20 protein-coding genes are annotated in these 23050 nt (G+C 50.4%); 10 read left to right on the forward strand and 10 right to left on the reverse strand.

All coding sequences use genetic code 11. The annotated features are described in order from the left end of the window. Nucleotides 1-105 precede the first annotated feature (105 nt). Nucleotides 106-2310 carry a TonB-dependent siderophore receptor gene (locus HMPREF2551_RS02165; protein ID WP_070836959.1) on the reverse strand — a complete coding sequence of 735 codons (2205 nt, stop codon included), beginning with the start codon at nucleotides 2308-2310 and terminating at the stop codon, nucleotides 106-108. Between the two features lie 318 nt (nucleotides 2311-2628). On the opposite strand from HMPREF2551_RS02165, the gene serB reads away from it, so the two are divergent. Then, complete coding sequence (gene serB / locus HMPREF2551_RS02170) at nucleotides 2629-3459, forward strand: phosphoserine phosphatase SerB (protein ID WP_070836981.1); 831 nt, start codon at nucleotides 2629-2631, stop codon at nucleotides 3457-3459. Nucleotides 3460-3519: 60 nt separating this feature from the next. Here the strand turns inward: serB and lpxH are convergent, their stop codons facing one another. The 6 genes from lpxH to rpsT form a co-directional block, all read right to left on the reverse strand. Continuing rightward, nucleotides 3520-4227, reverse strand: a complete 708-nt coding sequence (gene lpxH / locus HMPREF2551_RS02175) for a UDP-2,3-diacylglucosamine diphosphatase (protein ID WP_070836960.1) — start codon at nucleotides 4225-4227, stop codon at nucleotides 3520-3522. 159 nt (nucleotides 4228-4386) lie between these two features. Beyond that, a complete protein-coding gene (locus HMPREF2551_RS02180; RefSeq protein ID WP_070836961.1) occupies nucleotides 4387-5772 on the reverse strand; it encodes a PIG-L deacetylase family protein in 1386 nt (461 codons plus the stop codon). A 239-nt stretch (nucleotides 5773-6011) separates the two neighbouring features. Then, a complete protein-coding gene (gene aspS / locus HMPREF2551_RS02185; protein WP_070836962.1) occupies nucleotides 6012-7820 on the reverse strand; it encodes an aspartate--tRNA ligase in 1809 nt (602 codons plus the stop codon). Between the two features lie 63 nt (nucleotides 7821-7883). Further along, nucleotides 7884-8585 carry a DUF502 domain-containing protein gene (locus HMPREF2551_RS02190; protein ID WP_036492048.1) on the reverse strand — a complete coding sequence of 234 codons (702 nt, stop codon included), beginning with the start codon at nucleotides 8583-8585 and terminating at the stop codon, nucleotides 7884-7886. A gap of 152 nt (nucleotides 8586-8737) precedes the next feature. Next, nucleotides 8738-9877, reverse strand: a complete 1140-nt coding sequence (locus tag HMPREF2551_RS02195; protein ID WP_049348761.1) for a phospholipase A — start codon at nucleotides 9875-9877, stop codon at nucleotides 8738-8740. A gap of 169 nt (nucleotides 9878-10046) precedes the next feature. After that, the gene (gene rpsT, locus HMPREF2551_RS02200; RefSeq protein ID WP_002212556.1) at nucleotides 10047-10310 is read right to left on the reverse strand and encodes a 30S ribosomal protein S20; all 264 of its coding nucleotides are present in this window, start codon (nucleotides 10308-10310) and stop codon (nucleotides 10047-10049) included. Between the two features lie 308 nt (nucleotides 10311-10618). Here rpsT and HMPREF2551_RS02205 point away from each other — a divergent pair, with 308 nt between their 5' ends. After that, complete coding sequence (locus tag HMPREF2551_RS02205) at nucleotides 10619-11761, forward strand: extracellular solute-binding protein (protein ID WP_036492029.1); 1143 nt, start codon at nucleotides 10619-10621, stop codon at nucleotides 11759-11761. 75 nt (nucleotides 11762-11836) lie between these two features. Here the strand turns inward: HMPREF2551_RS02205 and HMPREF2551_RS02210 are convergent, their stop codons facing one another. Beyond that, entirely contained in the window at nucleotides 11837-12268 is a 432-nt protein-coding gene (locus tag HMPREF2551_RS02210; RefSeq protein WP_070825635.1) for an EamA family transporter, read from the reverse strand. Between the two features lie 176 nt (nucleotides 12269-12444). Between HMPREF2551_RS02210 and HMPREF2551_RS02215 the strand changes: the two genes are divergently transcribed. After that, nucleotides 12445-14121, forward strand: a complete 1677-nt coding sequence (locus HMPREF2551_RS02215; protein WP_036492026.1) for a formate--tetrahydrofolate ligase — start codon at nucleotides 12445-12447, stop codon at nucleotides 14119-14121. 65 nt (nucleotides 14122-14186) lie between these two features. Here HMPREF2551_RS02215 and HMPREF2551_RS02220 read toward each other — a convergent pair whose 3' ends face one another. Together HMPREF2551_RS02220 and fba are read right to left on the reverse strand one after the other, a co-directional pair. Continuing rightward, the gene (locus tag HMPREF2551_RS02220; protein WP_003748400.1) at nucleotides 14187-15116 is read right to left on the reverse strand and encodes a glycosyltransferase family 2 protein; all 930 of its coding nucleotides are present in this window, start codon (nucleotides 15114-15116) and stop codon (nucleotides 14187-14189) included. 126 nt (nucleotides 15117-15242) lie between these two features. Then, nucleotides 15243-16307: a class II fructose-bisphosphate aldolase gene (fba, locus tag HMPREF2551_RS02225; protein ID WP_070836963.1), complete on the reverse strand. Its 1065-nt coding sequence runs from the start codon at nucleotides 16305-16307 to the stop codon at nucleotides 15243-15245. A 150-nt stretch (nucleotides 16308-16457) separates the two neighbouring features. Between fba and HMPREF2551_RS02230 the strand changes: the two genes are divergently transcribed. The 7 genes from HMPREF2551_RS02230 to folP all read left to right on the forward strand — a co-directional run bounded on the left by HMPREF2551_RS02230 (nucleotide 16458) and on the right by folP (nucleotide 22998). After that, nucleotides 16458-16886, forward strand: coding sequence for an acyl-CoA thioesterase (locus HMPREF2551_RS02230; protein ID WP_070836964.1), 429 nt, complete (start codon nucleotides 16458-16460; stop codon nucleotides 16884-16886). A 1-nt stretch (nucleotide 16887) separates the two neighbouring features. Continuing rightward, nucleotides 16888-17784, forward strand: coding sequence for a tyrosine recombinase XerC (locus HMPREF2551_RS02235; protein ID WP_070836965.1), 897 nt, complete (start codon nucleotides 16888-16890; stop codon nucleotides 17782-17784). Nucleotides 17785-18133: 349 nt separating this feature from the next. Next, nucleotides 18134-19066, forward strand: a complete 933-nt coding sequence (locus HMPREF2551_RS02240; RefSeq protein ID WP_070836966.1) for an energy transducer TonB — start codon at nucleotides 18134-18136, stop codon at nucleotides 19064-19066. Between the two features lie 102 nt (nucleotides 19067-19168). Beyond that, nucleotides 19169-19828 carry a MotA/TolQ/ExbB proton channel family protein gene (locus HMPREF2551_RS02245; protein WP_036492013.1) on the forward strand — a complete coding sequence of 220 codons (660 nt, stop codon included), beginning with the start codon at nucleotides 19169-19171 and terminating at the stop codon, nucleotides 19826-19828. A 3-nt stretch (nucleotides 19829-19831) separates the two neighbouring features. Next, on the forward strand, nucleotides 19832-20269 hold the full coding sequence (locus tag HMPREF2551_RS02250; RefSeq protein WP_003686804.1) for an ExbD/TolR family protein: 438 nt from the start codon (nucleotides 19832-19834) through the stop codon (nucleotides 20267-20269). 132 nt (nucleotides 20270-20401) lie between these two features. Next, nucleotides 20402-22063, forward strand: coding sequence for an electron transfer flavoprotein-ubiquinone oxidoreductase (locus HMPREF2551_RS02255; protein WP_070836967.1), 1662 nt, complete (start codon nucleotides 20402-20404; stop codon nucleotides 22061-22063). Between the two features lie 83 nt (nucleotides 22064-22146). Next, a complete protein-coding gene (gene folP, locus HMPREF2551_RS02260) occupies nucleotides 22147-22998 on the forward strand; it encodes a dihydropteroate synthase (RefSeq protein ID WP_070836968.1) in 852 nt (283 codons plus the stop codon). Nucleotides 22999-23050: the final 52 nt, after the last annotated feature.

Here is a 23050-nt window from a genome sequence, read left to right on the forward strand (position 1 = left end):
TTTAGACTGTTTGCTTTATATCAAGATTTAAAAAAAGGTTTGATTGGAAAAGGCCGTCTGAAAACGGAAAGAATCGGTTTCAGACGGCCTTTGAATCAAGCGGGGTTAGAACTTGTAATCGACTTTGAACATGACGTTGCGCGGTTGGCCGTAAATATTGTTAATGCCCATTGTACGAATACGGTGGTTTTCATAGTAGCGGCGGTTGCCCAAATTGCTGCCGATCAAACTGAGGTTGAGATTTTTGGTCGGTGTGTAATGAACATCGGCATTCCAAAGCAGGTAGCCGCCTTGGCCTACATCCCACAAACTGTTGGTTTTGCTTTGCACGGTCATGCCGCCGCCGATGGTCCATTTGCGGTCGGCAAAGGGGATGCGGTAGCTGGTGTACAGGCGGAACATATGTTTGGGCGTATGTTTGCTGAAGTTCGTGCCGATGGGGTAACGCGCCCCTTCGCTTTCTTTATATTTGCTCATATTGAAAGCGTAGTTTGCCGATATTTTCCAATCTTCGGTGAGGTCGCCGGAGAGTTCGGCTTCAAAACCGCGGCTTTGAACTTTGCCGATGGCCTGATATGCCCATTCGCCCATAGCGTTGCGTTTATCTAAATCATACGGACGGTTTTTTTGAATGATTTGGTAGAGGGCAAACGAGCTGTTGAGCCTGCCGTTGCCAAACCAGTCGGATTTGAAGCCGATTTCGGTATTGGTACCGGTAATCGGGTTCAGGAGGTTGTTGTCCATATCTCGGTTGGTCTGCGGTTTTTTGATTTGGGTATAGTTGGCATAGATGCTGTGGTTTTTGTCGACATCGAATGTAATACCTAAGTAAGGGACAAGGCTAGATTTTCGGTATTCGGAAAGTTTGCCTGTTTTGCGGTTATCGAAGTCGTATGCCCAGTGTGTGTAACGCAATGCGCCCAAAATGTGGAGTTTGTGCCAAGGGGTAAAGAGAACGCCTGTCGATACGGCATGGTTGGTGATGGTGCGTTCGGTATCGGTATAGTTGGCGTTGCCGCTTGTCCAATCGGTGCGCGCCACGCTCTTCCAGTCGTAATCGAAAATATTGTATTCGTTAGAGGTACGGGCTTTCCATAGGTTGTAGGAGCTGTTGTTTTCCCGTGAATAAGTGTAGTTGGCAAATGCCTGCTGTTCGTTGCCTAAGGCTTGGAATTTGCCGGATACGCCGGTTTGGAAGGCAAATTGTTTGCCGGTATTGTCGTATTTTTGGATGTTGTCGGTTGCACCGGTAAAGATGCCGTTCTGTCCGATGCCGGCGAACCTGCCGCCTGTATTGGCTGCAGTGGCGAAGTTTTGGGCGGATGAAGAACGGTTGTAGTTGAGCTTGCTGCTCCATTTCCAATTGTCGTTGATTTGGTGGTCGAATTCGGCAAAGACATTGCGTTTGTACAAGCGGATTTGATTCCATTCCGCGCCCAGATAGGTATCTCTCGGAAGATTAAGGTCAAAGCCGTTGCCCATCGGTACGCCGTAAAAATCGGGTGTTTCTTCGGTGCGTTGGTACAGGCCGCCAAGTGTGGCTTTGCTGTCCTCGCCGATATCGGCATCTAAAATCCCGTACAGCATTTGACCTTTGGTTGGGTTTTTGTCTTGGAAAGTTTTATTGCGTGTCAGGCTGGAAACCAAACGGCCGCGGATGCTGTGACTGCTGTTTAAGCTGCCCGATACGTCGCCGATCAGGCCTGCTGCGCCGAAACGGTCGGCCATAAAACTTAAGGTTGCCTGCGTATTGGCGGTCGGACGTTTGCGTACGGCATTGATTGTGCCGCCGGGTTCGCTGTTGGATTGGGTCAGGCCTGTCGGTCCGCGGACAACTTCGATATGGTCGTAGATGGCCAGATTGCTCATGCTTTGAGGGTCGTTGTACGGGTTGCCGGACGAACCTGCAACGGTAGTGGATAAGCCGTCTTCTTCAATTTGATCGATGTAAAAGCCGCGCGACTGATAACGCCAACGGCCGGAATCGGGAATCACGTTGATGCCGGTTGTGGTTTTTAAGGCTTGTTCCATATTGGTCATGCCTTGGTTATCCAGCTGCGTTTTGGTAATCACGCTCACCGACTGCGGCGTTTCTTTCGGGGACAAGGCAAGGCCGGTGGTGGTGCGCATGGCTGAAGTTGTGTAGGAGTCGCGGTTTTCGGTGCGGGTGGAACGGTTTTTGCCGGTTACGTTGACGGTTTGCAGCTCGGCAGTTTGTTCGGGCCGGGGTGTTGCCGTGTTTTCTGCTAAGGCTGCATAAGGCAGGGTGGCAATAATGAGTGCTAATGTTTTAAGGGTTGGGGCGTTCATGAATGTCTTTCTATAATTGAAATTTAATTAAAATAAGAATAATTATATCTTACGATAATTTTGTTGTTTTGTAATTTAAGAACAAGATTTTGAGAGTTTTTAGCGGATTTATGTTGTTTTTATGGTTTTTGAAGGTGTTTTTGAAATTAAACTAGCTAAAGGAATCAAGTGACAGGCCGTCTGAAAATTTTCGGGGTGGTTCGGCTATAATGCTGTTTTGGTTTTTTTAAGGCCTTTGCAAAAATACGGTTTGCGTTGTTTTAAGCTGAATGTGCACCGGATATGTTTGCAAAGGTTTTGGGGCATGAGGAGAAAGAGATGAAGAAAGTTTTGGTGTTGCAACATGGGGATTTGGGCGCGTGCGACTGGTCGGCGTTTGGCGGTTTGGTGTCTGCGCCATCAGGGACGTCGGTGTTGCGTGTGCCGGTTTCGGATGATTTTGAACTGACGGACGGGATGCGTGCGGCGTTGATTGCGCAGCAGATAGATGGCGCGGTGTTGCCGGATGTGGCTTTTGCTGATTTGGGACTGATTGCCAGCGATATGGATTCGACGCTGATTACGATTGAGTGCGTGGATGAGATTGCGGCCGGTGTCGGGCTGAAGGATGAGGTGGCCAAGATTACGGAGCAGTCGATGCGCGGCGAGTTGGACTTTGAGCAGTCTTTGCGCAAGCGTGTGGCCTTGCTGGCCGGTTTGGACGAGCGCGTGTTGGAAGAGGTGTACGAGAATGTGTTGCAGCTGTCGCCGGGCGCGGAATTTTTGTTGGAAGCGTGTAAACGGAATGATGTGAAGTTTATGCTGGTGTCGGGCGGGTTTACGTTTTTTACGGAACGCCTGCAACAGCGTTTGGGCTTGGATTTCCATTTTGCGAATGTATTGGAAGTGGAAAACGGCAAGCTGACAGGCCGTCTGAAAGGGCGGATTATCGATGCGCAGGCTAAGGCGGATTTGTTGCGCGAATACCGTGAGCGTCTGGGTTTGGCTCCGTGGCAGGTGGTGGCGATGGGCGATGGTGCGAACGATATTCCGATGATACGGGAGGCGGGATTCGGCATTGCTTATCGGGCGAAACCGAAAACTGAAGCGAATGCGGATGCGTGTGTGCGCTTTGGTGGTTTGGAGCGGATACGCGGTTGGTTTGCGTAAACTGTTTGAGGTCAGGCCGTCTGAATAATCGGGAAACCGGTTTTCAGACGGCCTGATGTTTTATAAGGAGATAAAACGGTAGCCTTCGGCATCAATCTCGAGAATGGAGGCGTAATTGTCGCGCCAGTCGCCGAGTACGATGCGGGTGTAATCGGCGTTGCGGTGGATGTTTTCGCGGTGGGTATGGCCGTGAATGAGCAGGGGCGTGTGGAAGCGTTGGACGGTTTCGTGGGTAAAGGTTGGATTAACGTCCATGATGTCGGCGGTTTTGTGTTGTTTGTCCTGTTTGCTTTGCTTGCGGATTTTGGCGGCGATGTTCAGCCGGAGTGTGAGCGGCAAAAGCAGGAACAGGCGTTGCAGCCATTTTTGATGGACGGTACGGCGGAATTTTTGATAAGAATGGTCGTCGGTGCAGAGGGTGTCGCCGTGACAGAGCAGGGTGGGCGTGCCGAATAGGTCGATCACGGCGTACTCGGGTAGTAAGGTCATGCCGGTATCGCGGGCGAAGGTTTTGCCGATGAGGAAGTCGCGGTTGCCATGAATAAAATAGCAGGCAATGCCGCGCTCGGTCAGGCCGCGGATGGTTTGCTTGATGGTTTGCACCAAAGGGCTGTTTTCGTCATCGCCGATCCAAAAATCGAAAAGGTCGCCGAGGATGTACACGGCTTGGGCATGGACGGCTTTTTCTTGGATAAATTTTTGGAAGAGAGCGGTCAGTTGGGGATGGGATTCGCTCAGGTGCAAATCGGCGATGAAGTAAATCGGCATGATGATGATGTGGGGCGTATGGGAAGGGTTTTATTATAACTTGGGTTGTCACGTTTGGATTTGGGCTTGGTGCTTTTCGTTTGTAATGCGGTGATTTTGTTGTTTTGATTGGGTGTGATAAAGGCCGTCTGAAACATCTTTTCAGACGGCCTTTGCGGTTTATTGGGCTTTACCCTGATAGGTGATTTTTTTCAGCGTCTCTTCTTGGTACAGGTCGGTAATGGGGACGCTATAGAAAAATTCGTTGCTGCGGACAAAGCGGTTGACCAAGTCTTTGTCGATGTGGAGGACGTGGTGCCGCAGTTTGTTTAGGCCTTTGAATATCATGGTGCTCCAGCGCATATAGCCGTCTGAATTGGGGCGGATGTCGTTCATGGCGTCAAGGGCGAGAAGTTTGCGGTTTTGTTCCTCTTTGTCCAAAGGATGGGAATAGATGCTTTGGAAGTAAAACGGCTGTTCGGCAAGCGGCGGCAGGCTGAGGGAAGAGCCTACTTTGCCGATTGGGAAGTCGTCGCTCAGATAATGGATGGTGTGCAAAAACAGATTGCCGCGGCGGTAATCGATTTTTCTCAGGGCTTCGATGGCGGCCAGCGTTGTGTGTTGGTGGTCGGGATGCGTGTCAATATTGGGGGAAGGCGACACGATAATGTCCGGCTGGAATGTTTCTATCAGGTAGCCGAGATTGTCCACCAAGCTGTTCCAGGTTGAGCCGGGCTTGAGTTGTTGCGCCAATGGGGAAGTATTGGCATGGCGGAAAATATCGACGTCGGTCGTATCGATTTTGGTCGATTTAATCTCTTTTTCCGGATTTTGGCGCATGGCGGTTAATGTGCTGTCGAAGTAGCCCAGTTGCAGGATGTTTTCAGACGGCACGCCGGCCAAAAGGGGGACGGTCAGGCTGTTCCAAACGCGCATCCGGCCTTTTTGCAGATATTGGGCCTGAGTGTCGCAGTCGCATTGGCCGTAAAGGTTGCCATAGTGGAAGCTGCCGCCTTCGCTGGCGGTTAAAGTGCAGATCATTGAATTGGCGGCGTGTTTTTCGTACAAACCGTATGCGCTGAGTTCGGCGTCGTCGGCATGGGGTGCGAGGACAAGAATTTTTTTGCCATCAAGGTTTTCACGCGGATAAACGGAAAGTTCGATTTCTTGATCGGCCAAAGTCAGGTATTTGCCTTCCAAACGGACGGTTTTGTCGCTGTCGGAGAAGGTGTCACTCAGATTGATATAGCGCACGCCTTTTGCGCCGTATTCGAAGTATTGCTTCCATTTGCCTTTGGATGAAATGGTTTCGATAAAAGGCAAGAACAATAGTCCCATCCAGTTGGACTTGATACGGATTTTGGCAATGACGGTATCCCGTCCGCTGACAGTAGCGGGCAAGGTCAGGCTGCCGCCCTTGAGGGTTGCATGCGCGGTAGAGGGGAGGGAGGGATAGTTATAGTCTTGGTGTGTGTTATAGGCAAACTGTTTTTTATGAATAATTGAAGTAATAATAAACAACAAAATAAAAAAAGTCAGTATCAGCCCCGTCAGTATCAGAAACATTGTTGGGTTCCTTTATTGTTGTAACAGTCATGATAGTGCTTGTGGAGCTTATTTGTTTGTTTTTCTTACAAACGGTTGTTTTTTATACTCTAACGTCATTAAAGTGAACGTTTAAAATAAAACAGTTTATAAGTTGATTATATATAAACGACTAGGATACAGAAAGGCCGTCTGAAAAATTTGAAAGAAATTTCAAATTTTTCAGACGGCCTTGATATTTTAAAGGTTAAGCCGATAAATTATGCTTCTTTTGTTTCAACTGCTTTCTGACGCAGACGCAGGCTCAACTCGCGCAGCTGTTTGTCGTCGACCACATTGGGCGCATTGGTCAGCAGACATTGTGCACGTTGTGTTTTCGGGAAGGCAATCACGTCGCGGATGGACTCGGCACCGGTCATCAGGGTAACCAGACGGTCGAGGCCGAATGCAAGGCCGCCGTGAGGAGGCGCACCGAATTTCAGGTTGTCCAAGAGGAAGCCGAATTTCTCTTGTTGTTCTTCAGGGCTGATTTTCAGCGCGGCAAACACTTTCTCTTGTACGTCTGCACGGTGGATACGGATAGAGCCGCCGCCGATTTCCCAGCCGTTCAATACCATGTCGTAGGCACGGGCCAGGCAGTTTGCAGGATCGGAAACCATCAGGTCTTCATGACCTTCTTTAGGTGCGGTAAACGGATGGTGTACGGCAACGTAGCGGTCGGCTTCTTCGTCGTATTCGAACATTGGGAAATCGACAACCCACAAAGGTTTCCATTCGTCTACGAAGTAGCCGTTGTCTTTGCCGTGTTCCAAACCGACTTTGATACGCAGCGCGCCGATGGCTTCGTTCACGACTTTGGCTTTGTCTGCGCCGAAGAAGATGATGTCGCCGTTTTGCGCGCCGGTACGCTCGATGATTTCTTTCAGGGCGTTTTCAGACAGGAATTTGACGATTGGAGATTGCAGGCCGCTGTCTTCGCCGTTGGAGAGGTTGTTCACATCGTTTACTTTGATGTATGCCAGGCCTTTCGCGCCGTAGATGCCGACAAATTTGGTGTATTCGTCGATTTCTTTGCGGCTGAATTTCGCGCCGTTCGGCACGCGCAGTGCAACCACGCGACCGCCTTTCATGTCGGCTGCGCCACGGAAAACTTTAAATTCTTCCGTTTTCATCAGGTCGGTCAGCTCGGTAAATTTCAAGTTGATGCGCATGTCCGGTTTGTCAGAGCCGTAGTAGAACATGGCTTCAGAGTAAGGCATGCGTGGGAAGTCGCCCAAATCCACGCCCAATGCGTCTTTGAAGACTTGTTTGGCCATGCCTTCGGTAATGTCCATGATTTCATCCTCGTTCAAGAACGAGGTTTCCAAGTCGATTTGGGTAAATTCAGGTTGACGGTCGGCACGCAAATCTTCGTCGCGGAAACATTTGGTAATTTGGTAGTAACGGTCGAAACCGGCCACCATCAACAGTTGTTTGAACAATTGTGGAGATTGCGGCAGCGCGAAGAATTCGCCCGGATGAACGCGGCTTGGTACGAGGTAGTCGCGCGCGCCTTCCGGAGTGGAGCGGGTCAGCATCGGCGTTTCGATGTCGATGAAGCCTTGCGCGTCCAGATAACGGCGAACGCCCATGGCCACTTGATAACGCAGGCGCAGGTTGCGTTGCATGGTAGGACGGCGCAGGTCGATAACACGGTTGGTCAGGCGCACGTTTTCGCTGATGTTTTCGTCATCAATTTGGAACGGAGGCGTAGCAGCGGCGTTCAACACTTCGATTTCTTTGGCGAGAATTTCGATTTTGCCGGAAATCATTTTGTCGTTGGTCGTACCTTCGGGACGGTTGCGTACGCGGCCGGTAATGCTCAAAACGTATTCGTTGCGGGAAGAGTCGGCAGCGGCAAATGCTTCCGGAGTGTCAGGGTCAATCACGACTTGAACGATGCCTTCGCGGTCGCGCAGGTCGATAAAAATCACACCGCCGTGGTCGCGTCGGCGGTGTACCCAGCCTTTGACGGTAACGGTTTGGCCTAAGTATTGCTCGCTGATAAGGCCGCAATAGTTGGTACGCATAAAATCACCTTTTTATATTGTTCAATTTGAAAAGAAGGAAAGGCCGTCTGAAAAAAGAAGACCTTAATTGTTGTGTTCGGTATCACCGTCTTTAGACGGTTTTTGGGCGGGCAGGGATTTAACCGGTAAGTCGTCCGGCATCACCATGCCCAGCGAAATCACATATTTCAATGCCTGATCCACGCTCATGTCCAGCTCGCGCACGTCGCTTTTTTTCACCATGATGTAATAGCCGCCGGTCGGGTTGGGCGTGGTTGGGACGTAAACGGAAATATAGTCGTCATCTTGCGGCAGGCTGCCTTTGAGTTTGGCGGGGATATGGCCGGAAACAAAGGCTATCGTCCAAATGCCCGGTTGCGGAAAGGGAACCAGTACGGGGGTTTTGAACGAGCGGCTGCTGTCGGAGAGCAGAGATTCGGAAACTTTTTTAACGCTGGAGTAGATGGATTTGACGACGGGAATACGTCCTAAAAGGCTGTCCCATGCGCCGAGAATCCGTCTGCCCAATACGTTGGCGGCGAATACGCCGGTAACGAACAAGACGACTGTGGCGGCGACGATGCCCAAGCCGGGAATGTTGAACCCCCAGAAATGCTGGGGCTGCCAGCTTTCCGGTAATAGGTTGATCAGTCTGTCGGCGGCGGAGATGATATAGCTCATCGCCCAGATGGTTACGGCAATCGGCAACCAAACCAGCACGCCTGTAATCAGGTATTTCTTTAAAGCCTTGGCGATTTTTCCGCTTTCGGCTGCGGCTTCTGTCATCTTTGTTTCATTCCGGCAAGTTTTGCCCAAACTTTGCATTATACGCGTTTGGACGCTAGGAAACGAGTATTTTAAACGAATGGCTTGTTTTGTCTTATTGTTTCAGACGGCCGCCTTGATTGCAAAGGCCGTCTGAAACAATATGGGGTCATTTAGATGCCGTCCCAGTCGTTGAACATCAGGCCGAAGCCGATGCCGTTTTGTTTGTGGTTGTAGTCAATCAGGCTTTCGCCATAGCCGTGGAAACCGCGGACAACGCCTTTGAGTTTGCCTTTGAGTGGGAAGGTATAAGCAGCTTCAACGGCACCGCGTCCGCTTTTCGGATTGTAACGCAGGACGGAATAAACATTTTGTTTGTCATTGAAGCGGTATTGGACTTTTAAGTCGCCGTAACCCATGTATTTGTTGATGTCCGGATTGTCATCGTCGTCTCCTTTTTGGTCGAAGGCGCGCATCCAAACTCTAGGAATAACGGTCAGCTTGCCCCATTCCATACCGGCCATGGCGTAAACCCGGTTCCATGATCGCGATTCTGGTCGGCTTTGACCGTTGGACTGGTGAACAAAACCTGCGCCAACCATGCGCAGTTTGCCGCCGAAAGGCAGGTCTGCTTTAACGGGTTGGGTAATGAAAATTTCAGGCTCGTAGTCGGTATTGCGGAACGGGGCGGATTTGCGGCCTTGGTTGAAGATTTGCCAGTCGGATTTTTGGGTGTAGCCAAACCATACGTCGGCACGGGTTTTGAATAAATCTTCGGCAATCTTGCTTTTGAAAGAAACCTGCATTTTGGTTTCGAGGCGTTTTTGCTCGCTGAATTTTTCCTGTGTGGTTACGCCGCGGCTGGGGGATTCCGGGTAATAGTTGGGGCTACTGTTGTACCAAACGGGCATGAGGTACATAGGGTTGTGCTCGCGTACGCTCAATAGGCCGCGCGTGTCGTTTTTATCCAAATCGTACATCAGGCTTAGAGGTGTGTAGCTGTCGGCAGTTTCACTTAATACGTCGTCTGAAATATTTGGGTGGGTAGGATTGTCGAATACAATGGCCGCTTCTTTTTTCTCAATGCTCTTGCGCACGCTTTTTTCGAGGTCAACCGGTGTTTTGGCCGTTTCGGTTTGTGCTTGCGGTAGTGGGGATTGAGGGGGGAGTTGCGCCGAGTAGATGTTGTCGTAACACGCCAAACGGGTGGCGTTGTCTTGAATGGTGGTGCAGTGTAGGGCGGTATCGGCGGCAGCCAGCGGGGCGGCGGCAATGAATCCGATACTTAGGGAATGTTTCAACATCTTGTTCATGAGAGTTTCCGTTGTTTTTCAGACGGCCTGATGAAGGGGTAAATAGGTTTATTTGGTCGGTTTGGGCTGTGAATACGGCAATGCCCCTGAAAGGCAGGACCTCAGGGGCATCGTATCAGCTCGATTCATCCTGTTTTGATTGTCAGGATTTCCGGCATCTGCGTCAGTATTAAGCCAAAGCTTTTACTTTAGCAGACAGACGGCTTTTATGACGGGCTGCTTTGTTTTTGTGGAATACGCCTTTGTCAGCGATGCGGTCGATGACTTTAACGGATTCTTGGTAAACTGCTTGAGCAGCAGCTTTGTCACCGGCTTCAACTGCTTTCAACACTTTTTTCACAGCGGTACGGAATGCAGTACGCAGGCTGGCGTTGTGGGCGCGTTGTTTAACCGACTGGCGGGCACGTTTGCGGGCTTGTGCGCTGTTTGCCATATTGAATATCTCCTGAAAAATAAATTCTGTAAACGCGCAATTTTAAAGACAGATTTCCTTGTATGCAAGCTTTTTCTCTATAAACGCGCGCAAATCAGCCGTATTTTGCCCAAAAACGACAGCCGGTGCAACGCTTTTGGTAAAAAGATGGTGTTGCTTTGCCTTATTTCAATAAAAATCAGATGGATATTGCTTTGCGTTTGCTTACGTTTCCATTACAATAGCCTAACTCTGCGCCGGGGTGTTTATGGGGTGCAGGGTTTCTTATTTATTGACATTAACCACTCTTTCATCAGGAATCTGCCCGTATGAAAAAATCTGTATTAGCCGTATTGGCCGCATTGTCTTTGGCCGCGTGCGGCGGTGGCGAGAAAAAAGCCGAGCAACCTCAAGCAGGCAGCGCGCCTGCTGCCAATGCCGAAGCAGCCGCCACCGATACTTTGAATATCTACAACTGGTCAAACTACGTTGACGAAAGTACAGTCGAAGACTTCAAAAAAGCCAACAATTTGAAGCTGACTTACGATTTGTATGAAAACAACGAAACGCTGGAAGCCAAAATGCTGACCGGTAAATCCGGCTATGACTTGGTTGTGCCCGGTATTGCCTTCCTGCCGCGCCAAATTGAGGCAGGTGCATACCAAAAAATCAATAAGGACCTGATTCCGAACTATAAAAACATCGATCCTGAATTGCTGAAGATGTTGGAAACTGCCGATCCGGGCAATCAATACGCCGTCCCATACTTCTCAGGTGTGAATACGATTGCGATTACGGCGAAGGGTAAGGAGCTTTTGGGCGGCAAACTGCCTGAAAACGGCTGGGATTTGCTGTTCAAACCTGAATACACCAACAAGCTGAAATCTTGCGGCATCGCTTTGTGGGATACACCGAGCGAAATGTTCCCAATCTTGTTGAACTACTTGGGTAAAGATCCTAAAGGCTCGAATCCTGAAGATTTGAAAGCGGCGGCGGAAGTGTTGAAGTCTATCCGTCCTGATGTAAAACGTTTCAGCCCTTCCATCATTGACGAACTGGCGCGCGGCGATATCTGCTTGGCGGCAGGTAACGGCGGCGACTTGAACTTGGCCAAAGCGCGTTCCGAAGAAGTGAAAAACAACGTCGGCATCGAAGTGTTGACGCCGAAAGGCATGGGCTTCTGGATTGAATCTTGGCTGATTCCGGCCGATGCGAAAAACATCGCCAATGCCCACAAATACATCAACTACACGCTTGATCCCGAAGTGGCTGCGAAAAACGGTATCGCCGTAACCTTTGCACCGGCCAGCAAACCTGCACGCGAAAAAATGCCTGCCGAGCTGGTGAACACTCGCTCTATTTTCCCGAACGAGCAAGACATGAAAGACGGTTTCGTGATGCCTCAAATGAGCGCAGATGCGAAAAAACTGTCTGTCAACTTGTGGCAAAAAATCAAAGTCGGTTCAAATTAATTGTGAGCTGATTGTTTGAAGTAAAGCAAAGGCCGTCTGAAATTTTTCAGACGGCCTTTTTTGATGTCCCAATCTTTATCGTTTCAAAGCCAAAGTCAATACGCCTGCGGTTACCAGGCCTAAACCTATCCATTCCTGCGTGCTCGGGCGTTCGTCTAAGAATACGACGGCCATCAGGGCGACCAAGACCAGGCTGAATTTGTCGACGGGCGCGACTTGTGAGGCGTTGCCCAATTGCAGGGCTTTGAAGTAGGCGAGCCAGGATGCGCCGGTAGCGAGGCCGGATAGGATGAGGAATGTCCAGTTGTGGCCGGTAAAGCCGTTCACGCCCTGCCATTTGCCGGTGTAGGTTAAAAACAATACCAAAGCGGCGAGGATGACCAAGGTGCGGATAAAGGTGGCAAAATCAGAATCTATTCCTTGTAAACCCATTTTGGCGAAGATGGCGGTCAATGAGGCAAAGCCTGCCGATGCCAATGCCCAAAACAGCCATGCGTTGCTGCTCATGTTTTTTCCTTTTGTTTTGAATTGTTGACAATATGAATCCGCTTATTGATGAAATATCGAAATTTTCACTGCGGTTTATCTTTGGAAAACGTTATAATAGAACGAATATTCTTTTTCTTCCAGCCGTCTCTTGAGATTGTTTCAGACGGCCTTCCCTCACTCAATAAAGGAAAATCATGAGCTTCAAAACCGATGCTGAAATTGCCCAGTCTTCCACCATGCGCCCGATTGGTGAAATTGCCGCCAAGCTGGGTTTGAACGTTGACAACATCGAGCCCTATGGCCATTACAAAGCCAAAATCAATCCTGCCGAAGCATTCAAGCTGCCGCAAAAACAAGGCCGTCTGATTTTGGTTACCGCCATTAATCCGACTCCTGCGGGTGAGGGTAAAACCACCGTGACCATCGGTTTGGCGGATGCATTGCGCCATATCGGCAAAGACTCGGTTATCGCCCTGCGTGAGCCTTCTTTGGGACCGGTGTTCGGCGTTAAAGGCGGCGCGGCGGGCGGCGGCTATGCCCAAGTTTTGCCGATGGAAGACATCAACCTGCACTTCACCGGCGACTTCCACGCCATCGGCGCGGCGAATAACTTACTCGCCGCTATGCTCGACAACCATATCTATCAAGGTAATGAGTTGAACATCGATCCGAAACGCGTGCTGTGGCGTCGCGTGGTCGATATGAACGACCGTCAGTTGCGCAACATCATCGACGGCATGGGCAAACCTGTTGACGGCGTGATGCGTCCTGACGGTTTTGACATTACCGTTGCCTCCGAAGTGATGGCGGTATTCTGTCTTGCCAAAGACATCAGCGATTTGAAAGAGCGTTTGGGCAACATTCTTGTCGCCTACGCCAAAGACGGCAGCCCCGTTTACGCCAAAGATTTGAAAGCGAATGGCGCGATGGCGGCATTGCTCAAAGATGCGATTAAGCCTAACTTGGTACAAACTATCGAAGGTACGCCTGCCTTTGTACACGGCGGCCCGTTTGCCAACATCGCCCACGGCTGCAACTCCGTTACCGCCACCCGCCTGGCGAAACACCTTGCCGATTACGCTGTAACCGAAGCAGGCTTCGGCGCGGATTTGGGTGCGGAAAAATTCTGCGACATCAAATGCCGTCTGGCGGATTTGAAACCTGATGCGGCTGTTGTCGTGGCCACCGTCCGCGCGTTGAAATACAACGGCGGCGTAGAACGTGCCAACCTCGGCGAAGAAAACCTCGACGCTTTGGCAAAAGGCCTGCCTAATCTCTTGAAACACATTTCCAACCTGAAAAACGTATTCGGCCTGCCTGTGGTGGTTGCCATCAACCGCTTCGTGTCCGACTCCGATGCCGAGTTGGCCATGATTGAAAAAGCCTGCGCGGAACACGGTGTCGAAGTTTCCCTGACCGAAGTATGGGGCAAAGGCGGCGCGGGTGGCGCGGATTTGGCGCACAAAGTCGTCAACGCCATTGAAAATCAACCGAATAACTTCGGCTTCGCCTACGATGTTGAGTTGAGTATTAAAGACAAAATCCGTGCGATTGCCCAAAAAGTGTACGGCGCGGAAGATGTTGATTTCAGCGCGGAAGCGTCTGCCGAAATCGCTTCACTGGAAAAACTGGGCTTGGACAAAATGCCGATCTGCATGGCGAAAACCCAATACTCTTTGAGCGACAACGCCAAACTGTTGGGCTGCCCCGAAGGCTTCCGCATTACTGTGCGCGGTATCACGGTTTCCGCTGGCGCAGGCTTCATCGTTGCGTTGTGCGGCAATATGATGAAAATGCCGGGTCTGCCGAAAGTTCCGGCTGCTGAGAAAATCGATGTGGACGCAGACGGCGTGATTCACGGCTTGTTCTGATTTAGATTGATCTTGAAATAGACAAAGGCCGTCTGAAACTTAGGTTTCAGACGGCCTTTTATGATTTAAGTGAATTTTAACTGACTTTTTAAGAAATTGAAGAACTTGTCTATCATGTCGAACATGGTATTGCGGTCTTCGCCAAACAATGAAATGCTGCGATCTTTGCTGATTCTGTCATAGGCGGCAAAAATGGTTTTCAGCTCTTCTGTGGTCAAGCGCAGTTGCTTTTCGTACAAGATGCGGCTTAAGAGCGTTACTTCCGTTGCGTTCAAATCAGGGAAGAGATGACTGATCCACAACTCCATGGTGTATTGGACGGATCTGTTGATTTTGTCTCTTTTTTTGCTTTCTTGAGTTTGGTGTATCCTGTAAAACAACAAAGGTTCGGGCAGATTGGCAAAGGTTTTGCCATGTAGGGCGCATTGCACCCACATATGGAAATCGGGCGCGGTTTCCGTCGCGGTGTAGTTTATCCCGAGGTTTTTAATGCTGTCGTGCCGCCACATGGTGGTGGGGTTGAACATATTTTGAGCGGCCCTGGAGAAAAAGGCTTTAATGTCTTTGTCGAGCAGGGGCAAATCGCTTAAAACGGGTTCTCTTCCGGTTTGGTCGTCGAAAAAGATGGTGGCTTGGCTGCCGACAATATCGATTTCGGGATGGCTGTCTAAAAACTGAATTTGTTTTTCAAAACGATCCAGAGTGCAAATATCGTCCGCGTCCATCCGCGCCACGTATTCAACCTCTATATCTTTGAGCATATCCATGGCAAATTGGCAGACAAACGGCTCGCCCCTGTTTTCCGGAAGGTGGAAAACCTGCAAACGTGAATCTCTGGCTGCGTAAGCCTCGAGGATTTCGCCGGTTTTGTCTTTTGAGGCATCGTTGACGGCGATGACGAAAAAGTTGCGGAATGTTTGATTCAATACCGAATCCAAGCATTCGGGCAAATAAGCTTCGGCACAATAGGCCGGCAAAATAACGGCGAGTTTCATGTTTGCTTTCGATGTGTTTTGATGGGTAGTCGAGGGGGATTTTACTATAAGTTTCCAAAAGTCAAGGCCGTCTGAAACCTTATTGCCAAGTTTTCAGACGGCCTTAGTATCAATCCGATGTACAGATTATTTGATGATTTGGTTCAATTCGCCTTTGGCGTATTTGGTTGCCATTTTTTCCAAAGAAATCGGTTTGATTTTGTCGGCTTGGCCTTCGCAACCGAATGCGAGGTAGCGGTCAAGACAGATTTGTTTCATGGCTTCGATGGTTTTGCTTAGGTATTTGCGTGGGTCGAATTCGGATGGGTTTTCTGCCATGAAGCGGCGGATGGCGCCGGTAGAGGCAAGGCGCAAGTCGGTGTCGATGTTGACTTTGCGCACGCCGTGTTTGATGCCTTCGACGATTTCTTCTACGGGTACGCCGTAGGTTTCACCGATTTTGCCGCCGTATTCGTTGATGACTTTCAGCCATTCTTGCGGAACGGAGCTGGAGCCGTGCATCACGATGTGGGTGTTGGGTAGGGCTTGGTGGATTTCTTTGATGCGGTCGATACGCAATACGTCGCCTGTGGGCGGACGGGTGAATTTGTATGCGCCGTGGCTGGTGCCGACGGCAATAGCCAATGCGTCCACGCCGGTATCTTTAACGAAACGTACGGCATCTTCAACGCTGGTCAGCATTTGGTCGTGGGAAAGTTTGCCCACTGCGCCTACGCCGTCTTCTTCGCCGGCTTCGCCGGTTTCGAGGTTGCCCAATACGCCGATTTCGCCTTCAACGGACACGCCGCAAGCGTGGGAGAAGTTAACCACGGTACGGGTGGCGTTGACGTTGTATTCGTAGGTAGACGGAGTTTTGCCGTCTTCGAGCAGCGAGCCGTCCATCATGACGGAGGAGAAACCCAGTTGGATGGAGCGTTGGCATACATCGGGCGATGCGCCGTGGTCTTGGTGCATCACGACGGGGATGTGCGGGAATTCTTCGACTGCGGCTAAAATCAGATGGCGTAGGAATGGGGCACCTGCGTATTTGCGTGCGCCTGCGGATGCTTGAACGATAACGGGGGCGTTGACTTGGTCGGCCGCCTCCATAATGGCGCGCATTTGTTCGAGGTTGTTAACGTTGAATGCGGGCAGACCGTAGCTGTTTTCGGCGGCATGGTCCAACAGTTGGCGCATGGATACGAGTGCCATGAGAAGCTCCTGAAGTAGTGAAGGGTAAATTTATCCGATAAATTATAATGTTTTTTGCCATGAAAAACTACAAGCCGCTACATTGTTTTTATATATTAACGAGCGGGGTCTCGGTTTATAATGGCAGAGTATTGAAAACGGGTGTGCAAAATGGATAGGATTTCGGTGGCCGAATGTGATAAACCTTTGTTTCAGACGGCCTTGACGGTGCAGGTGGGCGATGTGAACTATGGTGGCCATTTGGCGAACGATGCAGTGTTGCGTTTGTGCCATGAAGTGAGGATGCGTTGGCTGGCGACGCTGGGTTGGAGTGAAATGGATGCCGGCGGGGCTGGCCTGATTATGGCGGATGCGGCGGTGCAGTATTTGGCGCAAGGTCATTATGGTGATGAGCTGTCGGTGGAGATGGGGGCGGCAGGCGTGGCCGGTGTGGGTTTTTCTTTGCTGTACCGTATCCGCAGGATTTCAGACGGCCTTGTGTTGGCGAAAGTACAGACAGGCATGGTGTGTTTCGACTATGGCAAACAACGCGTCTGCCGTCTGCCTTTGGCCTTGAAAGCAGCATTGGAGGCCGTCTGAAATGGCGGAATCAAATAATTTTGCGCTTCATCTTGAGCGCTATCTGAAAACCTTGTCGCAACAAGGCAAGTCGCAGCATACCGTTTCCGCTTATCGGCGCGATTTGAGTGAATTGATGCGTCTGTTGCCCGATAATCTGGAAAACGGCCTGCCTACGCGCCGTGATTTTGTGGCGGCATTGAAAAAGCTGTCGCAAAAGGGTTTAAGCGAAAGCAGCTTGGCGCGGAAATTGTCGGCGTGGCGGCAGTATTGCAGTTGGCTGGTGCAGATAGAAGTCATGGAAAGCGACCCGACGTTTAATATGAAAGCGCCGCGCCTGCCCGAACGACTGCCCAAAGCGTTGCCGCAGGAACCTTTAAACCATATCCTTGATCAAGCGCCGGTTGATGACGAGTTGGATGTACGCGATAAGGCCATGTTTGAATTGATGTATGGCAGCGGTTTGCGCCTGAGCGAGATACAAGGGTTGAATCTGGACGGTATCGTCTTGGACGAAGGCTGGGTCAGTGTAAATGGTAAAGGCGGTAAGCAGCGGCAAGTGCCTTTGGTGGGCAAAAGCATTGCGGCATTACGCGATTATCTGGCGGTGCGTATTGCCAAAGAGGGCGAGCAGGCCTTGTTCACCAATAAAAACGGCGGCAGGCTGGGGCAGCGTCAAATCCAAAAACGCCTACAGGCGTGGGCAGTGCGTGTGGGCAGTGCCAGCCATATCTCGCCGCACATGATGCGCCACAGCTACGCCACCCATCTTTTGCAGGCATCGGGCGATATCCGCGCCGTGCAGGAATTGTTGGGACACAGTAATCTTTCCGCCACGCAAGTTTATACCAAGCTGGATTTCGACCATTTGGCACGCGTTTATGATGAGGCGCACCCAAGGGCGAAACGGAAAAAATGATTTTGTTTGAATCAGGCCGTCTGAAGAGCGTTTTCAGACGGCCTGATGTTTTATGGATAAAAAATACAGATAATTTGAAACCATTTGAATTTTTATCGGTCTGACGAGGTTTCGATATTGGCTTAATGTGCGGATAGCATAAACGCTAGAAGAATAGGCTGTTTTGTTTTACCGCTTATCTTTTAAAACGACCTTTTGTTTGATAATATTAGTAATGAGAGCTAATATCATATTATGATATGCGACCTTTAAAAAGCAGGTCTATAAACTTTTTATATAAGCATTGCTGCTTATTTTGACTGTAAAACGACTTGCAAACGGGAATTGTTGCTATTAACATAACGGAATTATGGATAAAAAACGAATTTTAACTCCAGCCGTCGTGACTTCCGTTGCGTTGATCCACGTCGGCTTGGTTGCACTTTTATGGCACGCGCACAAACCGCCTCCTGTCGAAATGGCGAATATTGAATTTGTCGATTTGGGCGATTTCGGCGGAGGCGACGGCAGCCCTGAGGGCGAAGGCGCGCCTGCTGCACCGGAGCCTACCCCCGAACAGCCGAAACCTAAACCCAAACCCAAACCTAAGCCTGTCGAGCCGCCCAAGCCTGTTATCAAACCTGTGGTAACGAAAAAAGAAAAAGCGGATATCGTACAGCAAAAGGAAAAACCGAAACCTATCGAGAAACCTAAGCCCGAGCCTAAGCCGGAACCCAAACCTGAGCCGAGGCCCGAGCCAAAACCTGAACCAAAACCAGAGCCGAAGGCAGAGCCTAAACCATCTCCCAAAGCATCTGAATACTCAGGCAACAAAACCGGGCCGAATACTGCTGAAAACGGTAAAGGCAGCGGCGAAGGCAAAGCCTTGAACGGGGAAGGTAAAGGCAACGGCGGCGGTACGAAAGGTACAGGCAGCGGACGCGGCGAAGGCAGCGGCTCCGGCAGCGGCGGTGCAAAAGGCGAACATGGCTCCGGCACCGGCGGTGGCGGAGGTGGTGGCAGCGGTACAGGTGCCGGCAGCAGTAAAGGCAATCCTGCAAAAGGAACGTGCCATATTCCGAGACCCCCATATCCGACAATGTCAACTGAAAATGGCGAAGAGGGCTTGGTCGTACTGAAAGTCTTGGTTGGTCCGGGCGGTAAAGTGGATTCAATTAGTGTGAATAAGTCAAGTGGTTTTAACCGTCTGGATAATGCGGCGCGTAAAGCCGTTAAGGATGGCAGTTGCCATGCAAGTGTTTGGACTGAATTTAAAGTACCTGTCAAATTCACGCTCGAATAAGCATCCAGGCACAAGCTGATGGATTAGAAAATATATGCTGTTGGGAAATGGTTTTAAATGACCCGATAGAAATTTTAATTTTATTTTTAACTTGGAAAAATTATGGATTTAAGTTTAGTTTTCAAATCAGGTGATGTGGTACTGATTGGTGTATTTGTCCTGATGTTGTTGATGAGCGTGGTAACGTGGAGCGTTATCGTGATCCGCTGCATCAAATACTGCAAAGCGAAAAAAGGCAATGCACAGGTAAAAGAGCTGATGTTGAATGCGTTTACGCTGGCCGATGCCGTACAGAAAGCCAAAGCGGTAGAAGCACCGATGAGCCGTGTCGCCGATGAATCTCTGCGCGCATACCAAAACTACCGTCAAACAACAAGCAAATCGCTGATTGACGAATTGCCTTTGAACGAATACTTGGTCGTTCATATCCGCAACAGCATGTCCCAAACCATGCGTCAGTTCGACTACGGCATGACCGCTTTGGCCTCTATCGGCGCAACTGCTCCTTTTATCGGCCTGCTGGGTACTGTTTGGGGTATTTACCATGCCCTGATCGGCATCAGCGAAAGCGGTCAAATGAGCATTGCCGCGGTGGCCGGTCCGATTGGCGAGGCTTTGGTATCGACTGCCGTCGGTCTGTTTGTGGCGATTCCGGCCGTATTAGCGTACAACTTCCTCAATCGCGGTACAAAAACCATCGCGCAAGATATGGACGCATTTGCACATGACCTGCATGTCCGCCTGCTGAACCAAAAGGATTAAACCATGGCTTTCGGATCAATGAATTCCGGCGATGATGCGCCGATGTCGGATATCAACGTTACGCCTTTGGTGGACGTGATGCTGGTGTTGCTGATTGTATTTATGATTACCATGCCGGTGCTGACCCACTCGATTCCTTTGGAGTTGCCGACTGCTTCGGAAAAAGCGGCAAAAGAGGATAAGCAGCAGCCTAAAGATCCTTTGCGTTTGAGCATTGATGCCAGTGGTGCTTATGTCGTTGGCGGCGATTCCGATACCAAAGTGGATTTGGCAACGGTAACTGCCAAGCTGAAAGAAGCCAAAGCGAAAAACGAAGATGTGATTGTAGCGATTGCGGCGGATAAAGCGGTTGAATACGATTACGTCAACCAAGCCCTGCAAGCGGCACGCGAAGCCGGTATCAGCAAAATCGGTTTTGTAACGGAAACCAAAGCGCAATAATCTTTTGAATACAGTAAAGGCCGTCTGAAATTTGAGTAAAGTTTCAGACGGCCTTTTGTTGTATTTGGTAACTATATGTCCAGGCTGTATAATTAGCGGATTAAATTTAATAACGACAATACAGGAACCGCCATGACAGAAACCATCGAACGCGACAGTATGCAATACGATGTCGTGATTGTCGGCGCAGGCCCGTCGGGTTTGTCTGCCGCCATCAAACTCAAGCAGCTTGCCGAAAAGAATGGACGTGAAATCAGCGTTTGCGTGGTGGAGAAGGGTTCGGAGGCCGGTGCGCACTCGCTTGCCGGTGCCATCATCGATCCGATTTCTTTGAGTGAGCTGATTCCCGATTGGAAAGAAAAAGGCGCGCCGCTGACGCGTACAGTGACGAAGGACAGGGTTTTGTTCCTGACCGAGAAAAAAGCCTTCAACTTGCCGGTTACCCCGAATTTCGACAACCATGCGAACTACATCGCCAGCTTGGGCGAAGTTGTCCGCTGGTTGGCAGAGCAGGCGGAAAATTTGGGCGTGGAAATTTATCCGGGCTTTGCCGCCGCCGAAGTGCTGTATCACGAAGACGGTTCGGTCAAAGGCATTGCAACCGGAAATATGGGCGTGGGCAAAGACGGCGAGCCGACCGACAGTTTCCAGCCCGGCATGGAGCTTTGGGCGCAACAAACCATATTTGCCGAAGGCTGCCGTGGCTCGCTTTCCAAGCAAATCATCGAACGCTTCCAGCTCGACCAAAACAGCGAGCCGCAAACTTACGGCTTGGGCATTAAAGAAATTTGGGAAGTGCCGTCTGAAAAACATCAGCCCGGTTTGGTCATGCACAGTGCAGGCTGGCCGCTAGACAGCAAAACCTACGGCGGCTCGTTTATTTATCACTTTGATGACAACAAAGTCGCTGTCGGCTTTGTGGTCGGTTTGGATTATCAAAACCCTTATCTGTCGCCGTTTGAAGAGTTCCAACGTTTCAAAACCCATCCTGAAATCCGCAAAACCTTTGAAGGCGGCCGCCGTATCGCGTATGGCGCGCGTTCGCTGATTGAAGGTGGTTTGCAAAGCCTGCCGAAACTCTCGTTCAAAGGCGGCGTTTTGGTCGGCGATGCGGCGGGTTTCCTCAATATGCCGCGTATCAAAGGTATTCATACTGCGATGAAATCCGCTATGCTCGCCGCAGAAGCCGTGTTCCCCTTGTTGGAAAACCTTGAAGAAGTGGAAAGCTTCGACAGCGGCAAAGAGGCAGTGGATTATCAGCAACGTTTTGAACAAAGCTGGCTGTATCAAGAGCTTTACGCCGCGCGCAATGTCCGTCCGTCATTCAAATGGGGCGTTTACCTCGGCTCAATCTATACCGGTATCGACCAGATGATTTTCAGAGGCAAAGCCCCGTGGACTTTGAAACATCACGGCAAAGACAACGAGCAGCTCAAAAAAGCAGCCGAATGCAAACCGATTGATTATCCGAAGCCCGACGGCGTGTTGACCTTCGACCGCTTGAGCAGCGTGTTCCTTGCCAACCTTGCGCACGAAGAAAACCAGCCCGACCATTTGGTGCTGAAAAATCCGCAGGTCATGATAGACGTAAACTACAAAGAATACGCCTCGCCCGAAACCCGCTATTGTCCGGCTGGTGTATATGAAATCGTCGAAGAAAACGGCAGCCCGCGCCTGCAAATCAACGCCGCCAACTGCGTACACTGCAAAACGTGCGACATCAAAGACCCGACGCAAAACATCACTTGGATTTGTCCCGAAGGCGCAAGCGGGCCGAATTACGGCGGAATGTAATTGACTGTTTGAAGTCAAAACCTAAAGACCGTCTGAAAAATTTCAGACGGCCTCTATCCTATTATTTCATCAATGGACGCATTATGAACACACGCATTTGGCAGGCAGGCCGATTTGAAATCGCCTTGGACAAACCGAAAATCATGGGCATCGTCAATCTGACCCCCGATTCATTATCCGATGGCGGCACCTATTCGCAAAATGTCTCAACAGCATTGGCACATGCCGAGCAGCTGCTGAAAGACGGCGCGGATATTCTTGATATCGGCGGCGAATCTACCCGCCCGGGTGCGGATGATGTTTCTCTCGAAGAAGAATGGGCCAGAGTGCAGCCGGTTTTGGCGGAAGTGGCCAAGTGGAATGTTCCCGTCAGCTTGGACACGCGCCACACGGCAATCATGGAAAAAGCCTTGGCGCAAGGCGGCGTCGATATTATCAACGATGTTGCCGCATTGAGTGATGAAGGCGCAGTCGCATTATTGGCTCAACAGCCGACGACAGGCGTGTGTCTCATGCACATGCAGGGTTTGCCCAAAACCATGCAGCTTAATCCGCAATATCAAGATGTCGTCGAAGAAATCGCGCGTTATTTAAAAGCACGCGCGGCAGAATGCGTTCAAGCAGGCATTGACCCTGAACGCATCACGCTCGACCCCGGCTTCGGTTTCGGCAAAAACCTGCAACACAACATTACCCTGATACAACATTTGCCTGAGTTGATGGAAGCAACCGGATTCCCCCTTCTGATCGGCATATCGCGCAAAAGCATGATTGGCGAGCTGACAGGCGAACAAGATGCCGCCAAACGCGTACACGGCAGCGTGGCAGCCGCTTTGGCCACAGTCGCCCGAGGCGCGCAAATCATCCGTGTTCACGATGTTAAAGCAACGGCAGATGCTTTGAAAGTTTGGGAAGCATTGGGTGTATCGGCATAATGCCCGAATAGAAAACCAACTGGCCGTCTGAAACATTTGCCCGGCATCTTGA

The organism is Neisseria sp. HMSC066H01 (genome assembly GCF_001837375.1).
GTDB lineage: Bacteria > Pseudomonadota > Gammaproteobacteria > Burkholderiales > Neisseriaceae > Neisseria.